Origin of the sequence: Mesorhizobium sp. Pch-S (assembly GCF_004136315.1) — a bacterium.
Classification (GTDB): Bacteria; Pseudomonadota; Alphaproteobacteria; order Rhizobiales; family Rhizobiaceae; genus Mesorhizobium.
Map to the genome: position 1 here is coordinate 5,149,346 of NZ_CP029562.1, position 15,073 is coordinate 5,164,418.

Here is a 15,073-nt window from a genome sequence, read left to right on the forward strand (position 1 = left end):
CATGATCGACGACAGTGAAGCCGAGCGCCATCGCGCCAAGATGGCCAAGCGCAAGGCGGTGCAGGACGCCGAGGTGGCGCAAAAAACCATCGAGAAAGGCCTGCTCATCGTCAATACCGGTCCCGGCAAGGGCAAGACCACCGCTGCCTTCGGGCTGGCGCTGCGCATGCTGGGTTACGGCCGGCGCGTTGGAGTGGTGCAGTTCATCAAGGGCAAGTGGCACACCGGCGAGAAGGACGCTTTCAAAGCCTTTGGGGATCAGCTGATCTGGTATTCGATGGGCGAGGGCTTCACCTGGGAAACGCAGGATCTGAAGCGGGATGTCGCCGCCGCGGAAGCCGCCTGGATGAAGGTGGAGGAGCTGATAGCCGATCCGTCCATCAGCCTGCTGGTGCTGGACGAGCTCAACATCGCGTTGCGCTACGACTATCTGGATGTCGATCGGGTCGTGGCTGCACTGAAGGAGCGGCGCGAAGACCTGCATGTCGTCGTTACCGGGCGCAATGCCAAGCCGACGCTCACCGAAGCTGCCGATCTCGTCACCGAGATGGGCGCGACGAAGCACCATTTTTCCGCTGGCGTGAAAGCCCAGCAGGGCATCGAGTTTTAAGGCTCACCACATCAGCAGGGCCAGCGCGCCAAACAGCGCGATGAGCAGCATGTCCGCAGTCCAGTAAAGCCTGAGTGCCTGGCGGATGTCGGCGCTGGTAACAGCGGTGCGGCCGCCTTCTCCCATATGGCGGCCTTCCACCAGAACTCCGCCATAAGAACGCGGGCCGGCAAGCGCGAGGCCGAGGGCGCCGGCCATCGCTGCTTCCGGCCAGCCGGCATTGGGCGAGCGGTGATGGCGTGCGTCGCGCCGCATGGCGCGCCACGCTTCGGCCGGATCGGCGCCCTTTATGAAAAGCGCGGCGACTACGATCAGCAAGCCTGTCAGCCGCGAGGCGGGCAGGTTGACGAGATCGTCGAAGCGCGCGGAGGCCCAGCCGAACGCCTCGTGGCGCTCGGTGCGGTGGCCAATCATCGAATCTGCGGTGTTGGCGGCCTTGTAGGCAACGCCGCCGGCCAGTCCGCCGACGCCAAGCCAGAAGGCGGGGGCAACAATGCCATCGGAAAAATTCTCTGCCAGGCTCTCGATGGCAGCCCGTCCGACAGCGGCTTCGTCGAGCTTTTCCGGATCGCGGCCGACGATCATCGACACCGCCTTTCGCCCGGCAGCGAGACCGCCGCTGTCAAGCGCATCAGCGACTGCCTCGACGTGGCTTGCCAGGCTTTTCTGCGACAGCAGCGAGCTTCCCAGCAGCGCGACGGCGACAATGCCGAATGGCAGGGCCAGCAGGGCAGACTCCGCGACCCGGGCGATCGTCGCCGGCACGGCAACGATGAGCAGCAGCGCAAACAGGCCGGCCATGCGACGCGCCGCGTCGCTGTCGGCGGCGCTGTTGAGCCTGCGATCGAGACAGGATATCAGGGCGCCGATCCACGTCACCGGATGACCGATGGCGCGAAACAGCCGGTCCGGATAGCCGAGCCGAGCTTCGATCAAAAGCGACAGAAAGGCGGTCAGGGCGGACATGAGGCTTCCAGGCGAGGCAATTGCGGCAGTTGATCACGGCGGAAGCCTCGGCCGGGCGCGGGCACTGTTTCCTGACGCACCGGAGCCGTTTGTCGATCTCTCGACCGGGATCAATCCGCACTCCTATCCGCTTTTCGATCCGCCCGCCACAGCGTTCACCCGATTGCCGGAAGCTGCCCGGCTTGCCGAATTGCAGGCGGTTGCCGCAACGACCTATGGCGCACCTTCGGCAGCCCATGTCGTCGCAGGCCCGGGCACACAGATCCTGTTGCCGCGCGTCGCCTCACTGGTGAGTGCGGGGCGCGCGCTGGTGCTGTCGCCGACCTATGCCGAGCATGCCCGGGCGGCTGCCATCGCCGGTCATGTCGTTGCCGAAACCACTGATTTCGACGCCCTGGCCGAAGCGGACGTCGCCATCCTGGTGAATCCCAACAATCCGGATGGACGCGTCGTTTCGCGCGAACGGCTGCTCGGGCTCGCCGATGCCATGAAAGCCAAGGGCGGTCTGCTGGTGGTCGACGAGGCGTTCATGGACGTTGGCCCGCGCGATGCAAGTCTTGCTGCCGACGCCGGTCAGGGTGGGTTGGTGGTCCTGCGCTCCTTCGGCAAGTTCTTCGGGCTGGCCGGTGTGCGGCTCGGGTTCGCTTTGACGGACAGGGCAACGGCTGCACAACTGGGCAGTCAACTCGGTCCCTGGGCGGTGGCAGGGCCAACGCTGGAATACGGAATTCGCGCGCTCACTGACATCGCCTGGCAGGAGCGGATGCGGCAGCAATTGAACGCTGATGCCGCACGGCTCGATGCGCTGTTCCTGCGTCAAGGCGTGCCGATCAAGGGTGGAACGTCGTTGTTCCGCTACCTCGATTTCGGCGGTGCTCGACGTCTGTTCAGCGCACTTGGCCGACAGGGCATCCTGCTGCGCCATTTCGTGGAGCGACCGGATACGCTGCGTTCCGGCCTGCCCGGGTCGGAACACGAGTGGCAGCGGCTCGACGCCGCTCTTGCCGGCTGGGCCGCAAAGCACGATGGTTCGCAAAACAGGATACGCGCATGATCATCGTCTGTCCGCTCTCCAAGGTCGAGGCTACGGTCAATCGTGCCGGTGCCGAGCGACTGCTGTCTTTGCTGGCGGCCGGTACGGACATGGTGCGTCCGGCGGCAATCCGGCCGGAAAATCATCTGCATCTCGTCATGCACGACATCGCAGAGGCACAGGAAGGCATGACGCTGCCCGGCGAAGAGCATGTGCGCGCGCTGCTTGGTTTCGCGCAAGGCTGGAATCGGTCGCGGCCGCTGGTGGTCAATTGCTATGCCGGCATCAGCCGCTCGACGGCTTCGGCCTACATCATTGCGGCTGCTCTCGCCCCGGAACGCGACGAGATGGAACTGGCCAGGACATTGCGCTGGCTATCGCCTTCGGCCACGCCAAATCCGCGCCTTGTCGCGGTGGCCGATCACATCCTTGGCCGCGATGGCCGTATGGTGGCTGCCATCGCTTCGATCGGCCGTGGTGCCGACGCCTATGAAGGCGTGCCGTTTGAGCTCGAGATCGAGTAAGGAGCTTCCATCGAGAGTGGAAGCTCCTTACAGCACCCAATCGCTCAACTTGGCAGCACGAACATCCTTCAGCAATGTGATGAACCCATCAGCCTGGTGCTCTGCCGTCAGGCGACCTTTTTCGGCGGTTGCAATCGAAGCGTCCCCCACCACGCCATGGGGGTTGAGGTCACGCGCGATCCAGGCATAGGCATGCGTTCCGGTCTGGCGCAGCAGCGAAAACGCCTTTTCCGCCTTGGCGACATTGGAGACGAAGTTCTCCGCCTTGCCCATGTCGACCAGATCCGGGCGGAAATGCAGCATCAGGGAAGTCTCGACATCGCCGCCGTGGATGCCATGGCGATCTTCAAGTTCGGTATACATGCCGGCAGGTCGGCCGAAACGTTGCCAGCTCGTCTTCACGGCAAGCATGTTTTCGCGCACGCGCAACTCGCGCGTGACGATGCCCATGATCTCCTCGTTGCCGCCATGCGAGTTGACGACGACCAGTTTCTTCACTCCGGCGCGGGCAATGGAAAGGCCAAGTTCGGTCCAGGCCTCGATCAGCGTTGCCGGCGGCAGGGTGAGTGTTCCCGGCGCATGCACATGTTCGTTGGACTTGCCCACCGCCTGCACAGGCAGGATTCGGATGTCGAGGTCGGTGGGAAGCCGCGCGATCATCGTTTCCAGCATGCCGTTCATGATGCTGGTGTCGGTCGACACCGGCAGATGTGGACCATGCTGCTCGATCGCCGCCACCGGCAGAACCGCGATCGTCGTTTCCGGGTCTATCGCAGCATATTCGGTGGTACGGAAATCGCCCCACCACACGCGTCTTTTGGTCGTCACATCAGTCTCCGGATTGTAGGCCGCATTCGAGTTCCCTTATCATAGAGGAAGGGACTGGTTGTTCATCCCGCCGCAATCACCTCAACCTCGACTTTGAATTCCGGCCGCGCGAAGCCGCCGACGATCATCAGCGTGGAGGCCGGCGCAGGGTCGGCAAAGGTGCGGTCCCGCACTGCCATGTAAGGCTTGAGATAGGCACGATCGATGACATAGGCGTTGATGCGCACGACATCCTTCAGGCCGAGCCCTGCCTCGGCCAGAATGGCTGCGATGTTCCTGAAGCACAGTTCCGCCTGTTCCTCGACCCCTTCTGGTATGTGATCGTCCGCGGTGATCGCTACCTGGCCCGCGCACAGGATGAGCCGCTTGCCGGCAGGGACCTCGACGCCATGGCTATAGCGGGCAAAAGGCGTCTTGATCGACTTCGGCATCAAATATCGGAACATCGCGCTCTCCATTCGTGGCGGGGAAACTAGGCCGGGACGCAGTCACGATTCAAGCGCTGCCTGTGCGATGACAGTATTACTTTCACCATGAACTATTCATGGACAGTTGCCCTGAAAGTGGGCACGATGACGCGTGAAGCTGCAGGGCAGGGAACACCCAACACAATGCTCTTCCGGAATTGCGCGGTGGACGTTGTGGCATGGCCTTTGCTTTGTCGGTCGGTATGACGCTGTGTCGCGTGCGAGCGAAGGGGAGAGGAAATCGATGACGAGGATCTTGGCCAAGGCCACCGTGACGGCCGCCGCATTGCTCGGCGGCTGGATGTCGGCTGCGATCGCCAACGAGAAGGTGACGTTCGCCACCAACTGGCTCGCTCAGGCTGAGCATGGCGGCTACTATCAGGCCGTTGCCGACGGCTCCTATGCGGCCTGCGGCCTTGACGTGACCATCCAGCAGGGGGGTCCACAGGGCAGCGGGCGGCCGCTCCTGATGGCCGGCAAGATCGATTTCTACATGGGCGGCAACATGCTGCAGGCATTCGATGCCGTGCATCAAGGCATTCCCTTGCGCGTCGTCGCGGCCACCTTCCAGAAGGAGCCGCAGGTCATCATGGCGCATCCGGGCGAGGGCCTGGACAAGTGGGAGGACCTGCCCAAGGCCGACCAATACATCATCGGCGATGAGGGCGCGCAGAGCTTCTTCCTGTGGATGGTGTCTGAATTCGGCTTCGACGCAGCCAAGCGCGTGCCTTACACCTTCAATCCCGCTGCCTTCATCGCAAACAAGAAGTCGATCCAGCAGGGCTATGTGACCTCCGAGCCGCATGCCGTGGCCAAGGAGGGCGGCTTCCAGCCTAATCTGTTCCTGCTCGCCGACTACGGCTTCAACACCTACGCCACCACGATCGAGGCGATGCAGACCACGATCGACAAGCGGCCGGAGGTGGTTCAGTGCTTCGTCGATGGCTCGGCCAAGGGCTGGTACAACTACCTCTACGGCGACAACAAGGCCGCCAACGAAGCGATCAAGAAGGACAATCCCGACATCAACGACGAGCAGATCGCCTTCTCCATCGAGATGATGAAGAAGTACGGCATCGTCGATTCCGGTGACACCGAGAAGCTTGGCATCGGCGCCATGACCGACGAGCGCATGCAGAGCTTCTACGACAAGATGGTCAAGGCAAAGGTGCTGCCGGCCGGCATCGACATCAAGCAGGGCTACACGCTGCAGTTCGTGAACAAGGGCGTCGGTCTCGATCTGAAGAAGTGAGCGCTATCCCGGCAAACCGCGCGGCTGGCGCAGGCCCATCCTGCTCCCGTTACGGGAGCAGGAGAAACGGACGCTTATCCGCGGAAAGGCACTGATGTTGCAGAAGGTGGCCGACAGGGATGACAGCTGGCAGCGCGGAAGCGCGCCGCTGCTTTCGTTCAAAGGCGTGGGCAAGGTCTTCTCCAATGGCGTGACCGCCTTGGACAATGTCGATCTTGCCATTCGCGAAGGCGATTTCGTCAGTCTGCTCGGTCCTTCGGGCTGCGGCAAGTCGACGGCACTCAGGCTGATTGCCAGGCTTTCCACGCCGACCTCCGGCCATCTGGAATGGCGCAAGGCGCTGGGAGACGACTGCGTGGGCTTCGTTTTCCAGGAGCCGACATTGCTGCCCTGGGCAAGTGTGTTCGACAATGTCTGGCTGCCGCTGCGCCTGCGTGGCGTCTCGCGCCTGAAAGCAACGCCGGCGGTAATGGAGATGCTGGCGCGTGTGCATCTGGAGAATTTTGCCGATGCCGTGCCAAGGGAGCTTTCGGGCGGCATGAAGATGCGTGTTTCCATCGCACGCGCCATGGTCACCAAGCCGCGTGTGCTGCTGATGGACGAACCGTTTGCCGCATTGGACGAGATCACACGCTTCAAGCTGAACAACGACCTGCTGGAACTCTGGCAACAGGAGCGTTTCACCGCCGTCTTTGTCACGCACAGCGTGTTCGAAAGCGTCTTCCTGTCCAGCCGCATCGTCGTGATGGCCGCCAAACCGGGACGCGTGTTCCGCGACATGGCCGTCGATGCACCGTATCCGCGTGACGAGGCGTTCCGCACCTCACCGGCCTATGCGGAACTGTGCCGGCGGACATCGGACGAATTGAGTGCGGCCATGGATGCCAAGGTGGAGGCGCGACCATGACCGCCATCGAGAGCCGGTCGGTCGTTCTCGACCCGGAGGAGGCGCGGCGCGTTCGCCAGCAGCGACTGGAAAAGATCGGCTCCTGGGCACTGCCGCTTGCCATCATGGTGCTGGCGATCTGGTTCTGGGACCGCATCTGCGTGTGGAACGACATTCCGAAGTACATCCTGCCAAGGCCGGGCGTGGTTGTGCAGACCCTTCAGGACGATGCTCCACTGCTGTTTTCCTCGCTGCTGGTTACCCTCAAGATCACGTTCCTCAGCCTGGCGCTCGCCATTCTGGGCGGGGTAGGGCTGGCCGTGTTGTTTGCCCAGTCGAAATGGGTGGAAATGTCGTTCTTTCCTTTCGCGGTCATCCTGCAGGTGACGCCGATCGTGGCGATCTTTCCGCTGATCAACATCTATGTCGACAATCAGACTGCGAAGCTCCTTCTATGTGCCTGGATCGTTGCCTTCTTCCCGATCCTCTCCAACACGACGCTGGGGCTGAATTCCGTCGATCGCAATCTGCGTGACCTGTTCCGGCTGAACGGCGCGACGCGCTGGCAGGAACTGTGGCACCTGCGCCTGCCGGCAGCCATGCCCTACTTCCTGGGTGGTCTGAAGATCGCCGGCGGCCTGTCGCTGATCGGTGCTGTGGTGGCCGAATTCGTCGCCGGCACATCCGGCCAGGCCTCGGGGCTCGCTTCACGCATCATCGAGGCTGGCTATCGGTTGAACGCGCCACGGCTGTTCGCCGCACTTATCCTGATTTCATTGACCGGCATCGTCATCTTTCTCGCGCTGTCCCTGCTGTCGCATCTCATCCTGCGCCGCTGGCACGAGAGCGCGATGAAGCAGGAGGCATGATGGTGGCCGTTTCAGTCAGTTGCCGAGGCTGCGTTCCGTTCACCTTGAGTGACCGGGCCGTGGCGGACGCGGAGGTGCATTGAATATACTGCCGATCCCGTCGTCCGGAGCCTATATATTTGAAAATGCTCGCCTTCATGCCTCGCTGACCGTCGGTTTCGACGGCTTGGCGGACGCCGACGGCTTTGTGAGCGCGGATGTCGCTGTTGACGGCGACCAGATCGTCGCTATCGCGCCACATCGTTTGGGGTCGTCGTCCGCGCCGGGAGCGATCGATCTCAAGGGGCGCATCGTCCTGCCCTGTTTCGTCGATTGCCATACACATCTCGACAAGGGCCATATCTGGCCGCGTAGCCCCAATCCGGACGGTTCTTTTGCCGGCGCCCTGCACGCGACGCATGCGGACAGGACCGCGCACTGGAACGCAGGCGACGTCTCCCGGCGCATGGACTTTGCATTGCGCACGGCGTACGCGCATGGAACCAAGGCCATACGCACGCATCTCGACAGCGCCGCGCCGCAGGATGGCATTTCCTGGCCGGTGTTCGAAACAATGCGGGAAAAATGGCAGGGACGCGTCGACCTGCAGGCCGCTTGCCTCGTCGGCATCGAAGAAACCCGCGATGAGACCTGGTTCGCGGGACTGGCGCGTCGTGTCGCTGCCGCGAGAGGTGTGCTGGGTGCCGTCACCTATATGGTTCCTGACCTCGATGCCTTGCTGGACAGGATGTTTACTCTCGCCATCGAGCATGATCTCGATCTGGATTTTCATGCCGACGAGACCGATGCCGTCGACGCTGTTTCCCTGAAGAAGTTAGCCGAAGCGGCATTGCGCCATCGGTTTGAGGGAAAGATCCTCGTCGGCCACTGCTGTTCCCTGGCACGCCAGCCCGACGACGAGGTGCTGGATACGCTGGACAAGGTGGCGCGGGCAAAGATGGCTGTGGTGTCGCTGCCGATGTGCAATCTCTATCTGCAGGACCGCCGGCATGACGCGACCACGCCGCGCTGGCGTGGCGTAACACTGCTGCATGAGATGAAGGCGCGAGGCATTTCTGTCGCGGTGGCTTCGGACAACACGCGCGATCCGTTCTATGCCTATGGCGATCTCGACATGCTTGAGGTCTACCGTATGGCGACCCGCATCTTGCATCTCGACCATCCGGTAGGCGATTGGCCTCGCGCGGTCGCACAGACCCCGGCGGATGTCATGCGGCTGGCTGATACCGGCGTGTTGCAGCCGGGCGGACCGGCCGATCTGGTCGTTTTCAAGGGACGAAACTGGACCGAATTGTTGTCGCGTCCAGAAGCTGATCGCATCGTTGTTCGTGATGGCAGGCAGATCGATACCAGCCTGCCGGGCTATGCCGAGCTCGATGAACTGGTGGGGGCATGATGGATATCGCTGCGCTGAAACGAGACCTCGAAGGCCTGAAGATCGAGGACAACGAGAAGATCGTCCAGCAGAAGAGCCGCGACTTCTACTGGTACAGCCCGGTGCTCAAGCGCCAGCTGGAGCAGGTTACCGGCGATCTCGTCGTCTCACCGAAATCCGAAGCGGAAGTGGTGCGCATACTCGCAGCCTGTTTTGCACATCGCGTGCCGGTGACCCCACGTGGCACCGGCACCGGCAACTACGGGCAGGCGATGCCGCTTTCCGGCGGTGTGGTGCTCAACCTGGCCGACATGAATGAAATCGTTGCGATTTCTCCCGGCCGCGTGGTGTGTGGGCCCGGTGCCATCCTGGCCGATATCGACAGGGCGACGCGTGCGCATTCGGCGCAGGAACTGCGTCTCCATCCATCCACCTACAACACAGCTTCCGTTGGCGGTTTCATCGCCGGCGGTTCCGGCGGCGTTGGCTCGATCAATTTCGGTGGTCTGCGCGACTTCGGCAACATCATCCGGCTGCGCGTGGTGACCATGGAGGCCGAGCCGAGGGTGCTGGAACTGACCGGCGAGGATCTGCACAAGGTCACTCATGCCTATGGTACCAACGGCATCATCACCGAAGTCGAGATGCCGTTGACGGCGGCCTATGACTGGGTGGACGTGCTGGTCGGTTTCGACAGCTTCATGGGCGCTGCCCGCTACGGCAACTCGCTGGCCTGCCAGGACGGCTTGCTGACCAAGCTGATCACCCCGATTGCTGCTCCCGTGCCGCAGCTTTATTTCAAGCGGCACCAGAAGTTCCTGCGTGATGGACAAAGCATCTGCGCGGTCATGGTCGCCCCGCATTCGCTCGATGCATTCCTTGCCTTCACGCGCCGCGATGGCGGCGAGGTGATCTTCAACGCCGCCAGTTTGACCGACGATGAGAAGAAGGGCTTGCCACCGGCCTTCGAACTGGCGTGGAACCACACGACACTGCGGGCGCTGCGTGTCGATCCGGCAATCACATACCTGCAATCGCTCTATCCGTTTCCCAATCATCTGGCTTTGGTCGAAAAGATCGACACGATGTTTCCCGGCGAGGTGTTCTCGCATCTGGAGTTCGTGCGTCTGGACGGCAACATCACCTGCTTTGGTCTGAATCTGGTGCGTTTCACCACGGAGGAGCGGCTGGACGAGATCGTAAGCCTGTTCGAGGAGAACGGCTGTCCGATCTTCAATCCGCACCGCTACACGCTGGAGGAGGGCGGCATGAAGCAGACGGATTCCGTCCAGCTTGCCTTCAAGCGCGAAGCCGATCCGCAAGGACTGCTCAATCCCGGCAAGATGATCGCCTGGGAAAACCCTGACTACGATTATCGTTCGGGGCGGACATTCCTGTTCAAGGGTCTGGCAAAAGCGAGTTGAGTGCTGCGATGCGTGTCCTGGTTATCTATGCGCATCCGGTCGAAACGAGTTTCAACGCTGCGCTGCATACGATGATCGTTGAGCGTCTCACAGCTGAAGGGCATGAGGTCGACGATTGTGATCTGTACGCCGAGGACTTCGATCCGCGGCTGACACGCGCGGAGCGCATGGCCTATCACGATACGCCGGGCAACATTGAGCCGGTGCGAGGCTACGTCGAACGACTGCGCAAGGCGGAGGGGCTGGTTTTGTGTTTTCCGGTCTGGAATTACGGCTATCCCGCCATCCTGAAAGGGTTCTTCGACCGCGTGTTCCTGCCGGGTGTGTCGTTCCGGCTGGTCGAAGGCAAGGTGCGTCCCACGCTCGACAACATCCGCAAGGTCGTTGCGGTGACCAGCTATGGCGGCTCCCGGCTGCGCGCCTATCTGGTCGGTGATCCGCCACGCAAGCTTGTCCAGCGCCTGTTGCGCGTTTCCGTCAGGCCGGGTGCCCCGGTCTCCTATCTGGCGCACTATTCGATGAATCTGTCGACGCCTCAGTCACGGGATCGCTTCATGGCCAGGGTAGCGCGCAGGATGGATGCGTTCTGATGCGGGTTCTGGTCGTCTATTGCCATCCCGTACCGGAAAGCTTCTGTGCAGCCGTGCGCGACGCCGCACTCGACGCCATAGCAGCCAAGGGTTGCGAAGCGCGGCTGATCGATCTCTATGCCGAGAATTTCGACCCCGTCATGCGAGACGGCGAACGGCGCGAATACAATGAGCGTGCGCCGGCCGACCCCGCGCTGGCGCACCACATTGCTCATCTGAAATGGGCGGAAGCAATCGTCTTCGTCTATCCGACCTGGTGGTATGGGTTGCCGGCGATGCTGAAGGGCTGGCTGGACCGTGTCTGGGCCAAGGACGTCGCCTTCGCGCTCGATTCAGGTGGACGGATCACCCCGCTGATGGGGCACATCCGGAAGATCGCGGTGGTCACGACCTGCGGTGCGCCACGCTGGTGGTCGCATATCGTTGGCCATCCGGGTCGAAAGACGATCCTGCGCGGCATTCGCGCGCTGTGCGCCAAACGCTGCAAGACCCTGTTCGTGGCACACTACCTTATGGATGCCTCGACGCCACAAAGCCGGCAAGCCTTCCTCGGACGAGTGCGGCAGAGGCTGAGCGCGTTTTGAGGATGGCTCTCCTCTCCCAGTAAACGGGGAGAAGGAAGATGCTACATCCGTACCCTTTCAGCCTTTGCATCATACATTGGCTTCAGCGAGGCCTCGGCCCTGAAGCGTTCGCCCGCAATTTCGATCTCGTAGCGGGAGCCTAGGATATCGGCTTCGCTCTGGTCCTTGGCCGGCACATAACCCATGCCGATGGCACCGCCGAGATGGTGGCCGTAGTTGCCCGAGGTGACGGTGCCGACGATGGTGCCATCGCGCACGATCGCTTCGTTGTGGAACAACAGCGGTTCAGGGTCGGTCAGGCGGAACTGTACCAGGCGGCGCTCCAGCCCGGCATCCCTTTTTGCCAGCACAGCGTCGCGACCGATGAAATCGCCTTTCGCCGTCTTCACCGCAAAACCGAGGCCGGCTTCCAGCACATGATCCTCGTCAGTGATGTCGTGGCCGAAATGACGGAAGGCTTTTTCGATGCGGCAGGAATCCAGCGTGTGCAGGCCGCAGAGTTTCAAGCCGATGTTTTTTCCGGCTTCCTCGATCGTCTCGAACACATGCGCTGTCTGGTCGGTCGGCACATAGAGTTCCCAGCCAAGTTCACCGACATAGGTGACACGATGGGCACGGGCGAGGCCCATGCCGATCTCTACTTCCTGAAATGTGCCGAACGGATTGTTTTCGTTCGAGAAATCGTTCGGGCTCACTTTTTGAATCAAGTCGCGCGAACGTGGTCCCATGAGGCACAGCACCGATTCGGATGCGGTGACGTCGGTGATGACGACGAACTCCTCGCGCACATGCTTGCGCATCCAGGCGAGATCACGCTGCAAAGTGGCACCCGGAACAACTGCGAAGAAGGCGGTTTCGGAGAGCCGCGAGACGGTCAGGTCGCTCTCGATGCCGCCGCGCCGGTTGAGCATCTGCGTGTAGACGATCCTGCCAGGCATAACGTCGAGATCGTTGGCGCAGAGCCGTTGCAGGAAGGCGAGGGCATCGCGTCCCTCGATCCGGATCTTGCCAAACGAGGTCATGTCGAACAGGCCGACATTGTTGCGCACCGCCAGATGTTCCTCGCGCTGGTTGTCGAACCAGTTCTGGCGTTTCCATGAATAGCGATATTCGCGTTCCTGTCCGTCCCGGGCGAACCAGTTGGCGCGTTCCCAGCCGGCGACCTCGCCGAAAACCGCGCCGCGCGCCTGCAGATGTTCATGGATGGGCGAACGCCGCACGCCGCGCGACGTCACCACCTGCCGGTAGGGGAAGTGGTCGGCGTAAAGCAGGCCGAGCGTCTCGGAGACACGCTCCTTCAGATAGGCACGGTTCTTCTGGAATGGCTGGGCGCGGCGGATGTCGACTTCCCACAGGTCGAATGGCGCCTCACCGTCGTTGATCCACTGCGCCAGCGCCATGCCGGCGCCGCCCGACGAAACGATGCCGATCGAATTGTAGCCGGCTGCAACCCAGTAGCCGCCGAGTTCCGGCGCTTCGCCGAGATAGTAGCGGTCGTCCGGCGTAAAACTTTCCGGGCCGTTGAAGAAGGTGTGGATGCCGGCGGTGCCCAGCATCGGCATGCGGTTCACGCCCATTTCGAGGATGGGCTCGAAATGTTCGAAATCCTCTGGCAACTGGTCGAAACAGAAGTCTTCGCGAATGCCTTCCATGCCCCAGGGTTTCGCCCTCGGTTCGAAGGCACCAAGCATCATCTTGCCGGCATCCTCCTTGTAGTAGGCGCATTCATCCGGCACGCGCAGCACCGGGAGGCGAGTCAGTCCGGCGATCGGCTCCGTGACGAGGTAAAAATGCTCGCAGGCATGAAGGGGGATGGTGACACCGTTCTGTGCGCCCAGTTCTCGCGCCCACATGCCGGCGCAGTTGATGACGACATCGGTCTCGATCGTGCCCTGGTCTTCGCCCTGGGCCCAGGAGACACCGGATACGCGCCCGTTTCTGGTGTGGACCTTGGTGACCTTGACGTTTTCGGCGATCCGCGCGCCACGCTGGCGTGCGCCTTTCGCCAGAGCCATGGCGATGTTGGCCGGATCGCACTGGCCGTCGAGTGGCAGGTGCACCGCGCCGACCACGTCCGACACGTTGAGATGCGGGTACATCTCCTTGACCTCGCTGGGAGAAATCTCGCGCACGTCGACGTCAAATGCGCGGGCGAGTGACGCCTGCCGGTAGATCTCGTGCTTGCGTTCTTCGGTCAAGGCAACGGTGATGGAGCCGACCTGGCGCATGCCGGTGCCAACGCCGGTTTCTTCCTCGAGCCTGACGTAGAGGTCGGCGGAATATTTCGCCAGCCGTGTCATGTTCTGCGAGGCACGCAACTGCCCGATCAGGCCGGCAGCGTGCCAGGTCGTGCCCGACGTCAGCTGTTTTCGCTCCAGAAGCACGATGTCGGTCCAGCCGAGCTTGGCCAGATGGTAGGCGACCGAGCAGCCGGACACCCCACCGCCGATGATGACGGCTCGGGCTTTGGAGGGCAGGTTAGTCATGCGGCCTCGCGTCGGTAGGTGGAGACGAAGCGGCGCAGCCTTTCGGCCGCTTCGAGAAGGATTGGTTCCGGCTGGCACAGGCTGATGCGGATGTGGCCGGCCGCGGCATCGCCGAAGGAGGAACCCGGCATGACGCCGACATTCTCGCGATCCAGGAAAGCCCAGGCGAACTTCTCGTCATCCGGGTCGACGGCGCTGATGTCGAGCATGGCATACATGCCACCCTCCGAGCCGCGAACGGTCACATTGTTCATGCCGCGCACCGCATCGAGGAAGAGCCTGCGTCGTCCGGCATAGAGCGTGGCGATCTGGTCGACGCCGTAGTCATTGTTCAGTGCCTCGATGGCCGCGTGGCTGACGAAATCGGTCAGGCCGTAGGTGGTGACGAGATTGAGGCTTATCAGCAGCGTGATCAGTTCCTGCGGCCCGGTCAGCCAGCCCAGGCGCCAGCCGGTCATGCCGTGGCTCTTCGACATCGAATTGATGACCAGCGTGCGCTCGTCCATGCCGGGCAGGGCGCGGGGCGACAGATGTTCGCTGTCTCCCAGCGTCCAGTAGACCTCGTCGCTCAGCAGCCACAGATCGTGGCGACGGCAGATATCGGCGATTTCTTCCAGCGACTCTCTCGTGTAGACCGCGCCGGTCGGGTTGTTGGGTGTGTTGATCAGCATGGCCCGCGTGTTCGGCCGCACTGCGGCCTCGATCGCCCTGGCGTCCGGCTGGAAGCCATCGGTGGCGCGGGTTTCGACGACCGTGAAATCGGCGCCGGCGGCGCGGAACGTGCCGGGGTAGGTGGCATAGTAGGGCGCCACGACGATGGCATGGTCGCCCGGGTCGAGCACGCCTTGCACGGCGGCATAAAGCGATGCCTGGCCGCCAGGCGTCGCGATCACCTGTTCCGGGCTCGTCTCGATGCCGGTGCAGCGCGTGGATATCCGCGCCATGGCTTCGCGCAGTGCCGGAATGCCGGGTAGCTGGGTGTAGTGGTGATGGCCGGCTCGCAACGCGGCGATGCCGGCCTCCACAGTCTCGGTGGGGGTATGGAAGTCATGGTCGCCGACCGAGAGCATGATGATGTCTTCGCCGGCCTCCAGGCGTTGCCAGGCGGCGAAGTGCACCTCCCAGCCATCCTTGCCGGAAGGTGTGATGCCGGAAATGCGGGATGAGGGTTTCGGCATG

General features: G+C 62.4%; 15 protein-coding genes. 10 read left to right on the forward strand and 5 right to left on the reverse strand.

Going from position 1 to position 15,073, the window contains the following annotated elements:
• The first annotated feature begins 1 nt into the window (after position 1).
• Positions 2-610 carry a cob(I)yrinic acid a,c-diamide adenosyltransferase gene (gene cobO / locus C1M53_RS24065; RefSeq protein WP_129414528.1) on the forward strand — a complete coding sequence of 203 codons (609 nt, stop codon included), beginning with the start codon at positions 2-4 and terminating at the stop codon, positions 608-610.
• A gap of 3 nt (positions 611-613) precedes the next feature.
• Here cobO and cbiB read toward each other — a convergent pair whose 3' ends face one another.
• Positions 614-1,576 (reverse strand): adenosylcobinamide-phosphate synthase CbiB, encoded by a 963-nt coding sequence (cbiB, locus tag C1M53_RS24070; RefSeq protein ID WP_129414529.1) that lies wholly within the window; start codon positions 1,574-1,576, stop codon positions 614-616.
• Here cbiB and cobD point away from each other — a divergent pair.
• Both cobD and C1M53_RS24080 read left to right on the forward strand, forming a co-directional pair.
• Positions 1,575-2,630 carry a threonine-phosphate decarboxylase CobD gene (gene cobD / locus C1M53_RS24075; RefSeq protein ID WP_129414530.1) on the forward strand — a complete coding sequence of 352 codons (1,056 nt, stop codon included), beginning with the start codon at positions 1,575-1,577 and terminating at the stop codon, positions 2,628-2,630. The genes cbiB and cobD overlap by 2 nt on opposite strands.
• Entirely contained in the window at positions 2,627-3,133 is a 507-nt protein-coding gene (locus tag C1M53_RS24080) for a tyrosine phosphatase family protein (RefSeq protein ID WP_129414531.1), read from the forward strand. The genes cobD and C1M53_RS24080 overlap by 4 nt, the downstream gene beginning before the upstream one ends.
• A 27-nt stretch (positions 3,134-3,160) precedes the next feature.
• Here the strand turns inward: C1M53_RS24080 and C1M53_RS24085 are convergent, their stop codons facing one another.
• Complete coding sequence (locus C1M53_RS24085; RefSeq protein WP_129414532.1) at positions 3,161-3,961, reverse strand: creatininase family protein; 801 nt, start codon at positions 3,959-3,961, stop codon at positions 3,161-3,163.
• Between the two features lie 62 nt (positions 3,962-4,023).
• On the reverse strand, positions 4,024-4,407 hold the full coding sequence (locus C1M53_RS24090) for a RidA family protein (protein ID WP_129414533.1): 384 nt from the start codon (positions 4,405-4,407) through the stop codon (positions 4,024-4,026).
• 322 nt (positions 4,408-4,729) lie between these two features.
• Here C1M53_RS24090 and C1M53_RS24095 point away from each other — a divergent pair, with 322 nt between their 5' ends.
• The 7 genes from C1M53_RS24095 to C1M53_RS24125 all read left to right on the forward strand — a co-directional run bounded on the left by C1M53_RS24095 (position 4,730) and on the right by C1M53_RS24125 (position 11,408).
• Complete coding sequence (locus tag C1M53_RS24095) at positions 4,730-5,680, forward strand: ABC transporter substrate-binding protein (RefSeq protein ID WP_129416342.1); 951 nt, start codon at positions 4,730-4,732, stop codon at positions 5,678-5,680.
• Between the two features lie 94 nt (positions 5,681-5,774).
• Positions 5,775-6,587 (forward strand): ABC transporter ATP-binding protein, encoded by an 813-nt coding sequence (locus tag C1M53_RS24100; protein WP_129414534.1) that lies wholly within the window; start codon positions 5,775-5,777, stop codon positions 6,585-6,587.
• Positions 6,584-7,435: an ABC transporter permease gene (locus C1M53_RS24105; RefSeq protein ID WP_129414535.1), complete on the forward strand. Its 852-nt coding sequence runs from the start codon at positions 6,584-6,586 to the stop codon at positions 7,433-7,435. The genes C1M53_RS24100 and C1M53_RS24105 overlap by 4 nt, the downstream gene beginning before the upstream one ends.
• A gap of 79 nt (positions 7,436-7,514) precedes the next feature.
• Positions 7,515-8,831: a cytosine deaminase gene (locus C1M53_RS24110; RefSeq protein ID WP_245488260.1), complete on the forward strand. Its 1,317-nt coding sequence runs from the start codon at positions 7,515-7,517 to the stop codon at positions 8,829-8,831.
• The gene (locus C1M53_RS24115; RefSeq protein ID WP_129416344.1) at positions 8,831-10,234 is read left to right on the forward strand and encodes an FAD-binding oxidoreductase; all 1,404 of its coding nucleotides are present in this window, start codon (positions 8,831-8,833) and stop codon (positions 10,232-10,234) included. The genes C1M53_RS24110 and C1M53_RS24115 overlap by 1 nt, the downstream gene beginning before the upstream one ends.
• A gap of 8 nt (positions 10,235-10,242) precedes the next feature.
• Positions 10,243-10,824: an NAD(P)H-dependent oxidoreductase gene (locus C1M53_RS24120; RefSeq protein WP_129414536.1), complete on the forward strand. Its 582-nt coding sequence runs from the start codon at positions 10,243-10,245 to the stop codon at positions 10,822-10,824.
• Positions 10,824-11,408 (forward strand): NAD(P)H-dependent oxidoreductase, encoded by a 585-nt coding sequence (locus C1M53_RS24125; RefSeq protein WP_129414537.1) that lies wholly within the window; start codon positions 10,824-10,826, stop codon positions 11,406-11,408. Before C1M53_RS24120 ends, C1M53_RS24125 begins: the two co-directional genes overlap by 1 nt.
• A gap of 41 nt (positions 11,409-11,449) precedes the next feature.
• Here C1M53_RS24125 and C1M53_RS24130 read toward each other — a convergent pair whose 3' ends face one another.
• Both C1M53_RS24130 and C1M53_RS24135 read right to left on the reverse strand, forming a co-directional pair.
• Positions 11,450-13,894 carry an FAD-dependent oxidoreductase gene (locus C1M53_RS24130; protein WP_129414538.1) on the reverse strand — a complete coding sequence of 815 codons (2,445 nt, stop codon included), beginning with the start codon at positions 13,892-13,894 and terminating at the stop codon, positions 11,450-11,452.
• Complete coding sequence (locus C1M53_RS24135) at positions 13,891-15,072, reverse strand: pyridoxal phosphate-dependent aminotransferase (protein ID WP_129414539.1); 1,182 nt, start codon at positions 15,070-15,072, stop codon at positions 13,891-13,893. Before C1M53_RS24135 ends, C1M53_RS24130 begins: the two co-directional genes overlap by 4 nt.
• Position 15,073: the final 1 nt, after the last annotated feature.

Excerpts from the sequence above, each read along its gene's own strand:
- C1M53_RS24125 (WP_129414537.1), top strand. The coding sequence starts at position 10,824 with ATGCGGGTTCTGGTCGTCTATTGCCATCCCGTACCGGAAAGCTTCTGT.
- cbiB (WP_129414529.1), bottom strand. The coding sequence starts at position 1,576 with ATGTCCGCCCTGACCGCCTTTCTGTCGCTTTTGATCGAAGCTCGGCTC.
- C1M53_RS24105 (WP_129414535.1), top strand. The coding sequence starts at position 6,584 with ATGACCGCCATCGAGAGCCGGTCGGTCGTTCTCGACCCGGAGGAGGCG.
- C1M53_RS24100 (WP_129414534.1), top strand. The coding sequence starts at position 5,775 with ATGTTGCAGAAGGTGGCCGACAGGGATGACAGCTGGCAGCGCGGAAGC.
- C1M53_RS24095 (WP_129416342.1), top strand. The coding sequence starts at position 4,730 with ATGTCGGCTGCGATCGCCAACGAGAAGGTGACGTTCGCCACCAACTGG.
- C1M53_RS24135 (WP_129414539.1), bottom strand. The coding sequence starts at position 15,072 with ATGCCGAAACCCTCATCCCGCATTTCCGGCATCACACCTTCCGGCAAG.
- C1M53_RS24115 (WP_129416344.1), top strand. The coding sequence starts at position 8,831 with ATGGATATCGCTGCGCTGAAACGAGACCTCGAAGGCCTGAAGATCGAG.
- cobO (WP_129414528.1), top strand. The coding sequence starts at position 2 with ATGATCGACGACAGTGAAGCCGAGCGCCATCGCGCCAAGATGGCCAAG.
- C1M53_RS24130 (WP_129414538.1), bottom strand. The coding sequence starts at position 13,894 with ATGACTAACCTGCCCTCCAAAGCCCGAGCCGTCATCATCGGCGGTGGG.
- C1M53_RS24120 (WP_129414536.1), top strand. The coding sequence starts at position 10,243 with ATGCGTGTCCTGGTTATCTATGCGCATCCGGTCGAAACGAGTTTCAAC.
- cobD (WP_129414530.1), top strand. The coding sequence starts at position 1,575 with ATGAGGCTTCCAGGCGAGGCAATTGCGGCAGTTGATCACGGCGGAAGC.
- C1M53_RS24090 (WP_129414533.1), bottom strand. The coding sequence starts at position 4,407 with ATGTTCCGATATTTGATGCCGAAGTCGATCAAGACGCCTTTTGCCCGC.
- C1M53_RS24080 (WP_129414531.1), top strand. The coding sequence starts at position 2,627 with ATGATCATCGTCTGTCCGCTCTCCAAGGTCGAGGCTACGGTCAATCGT.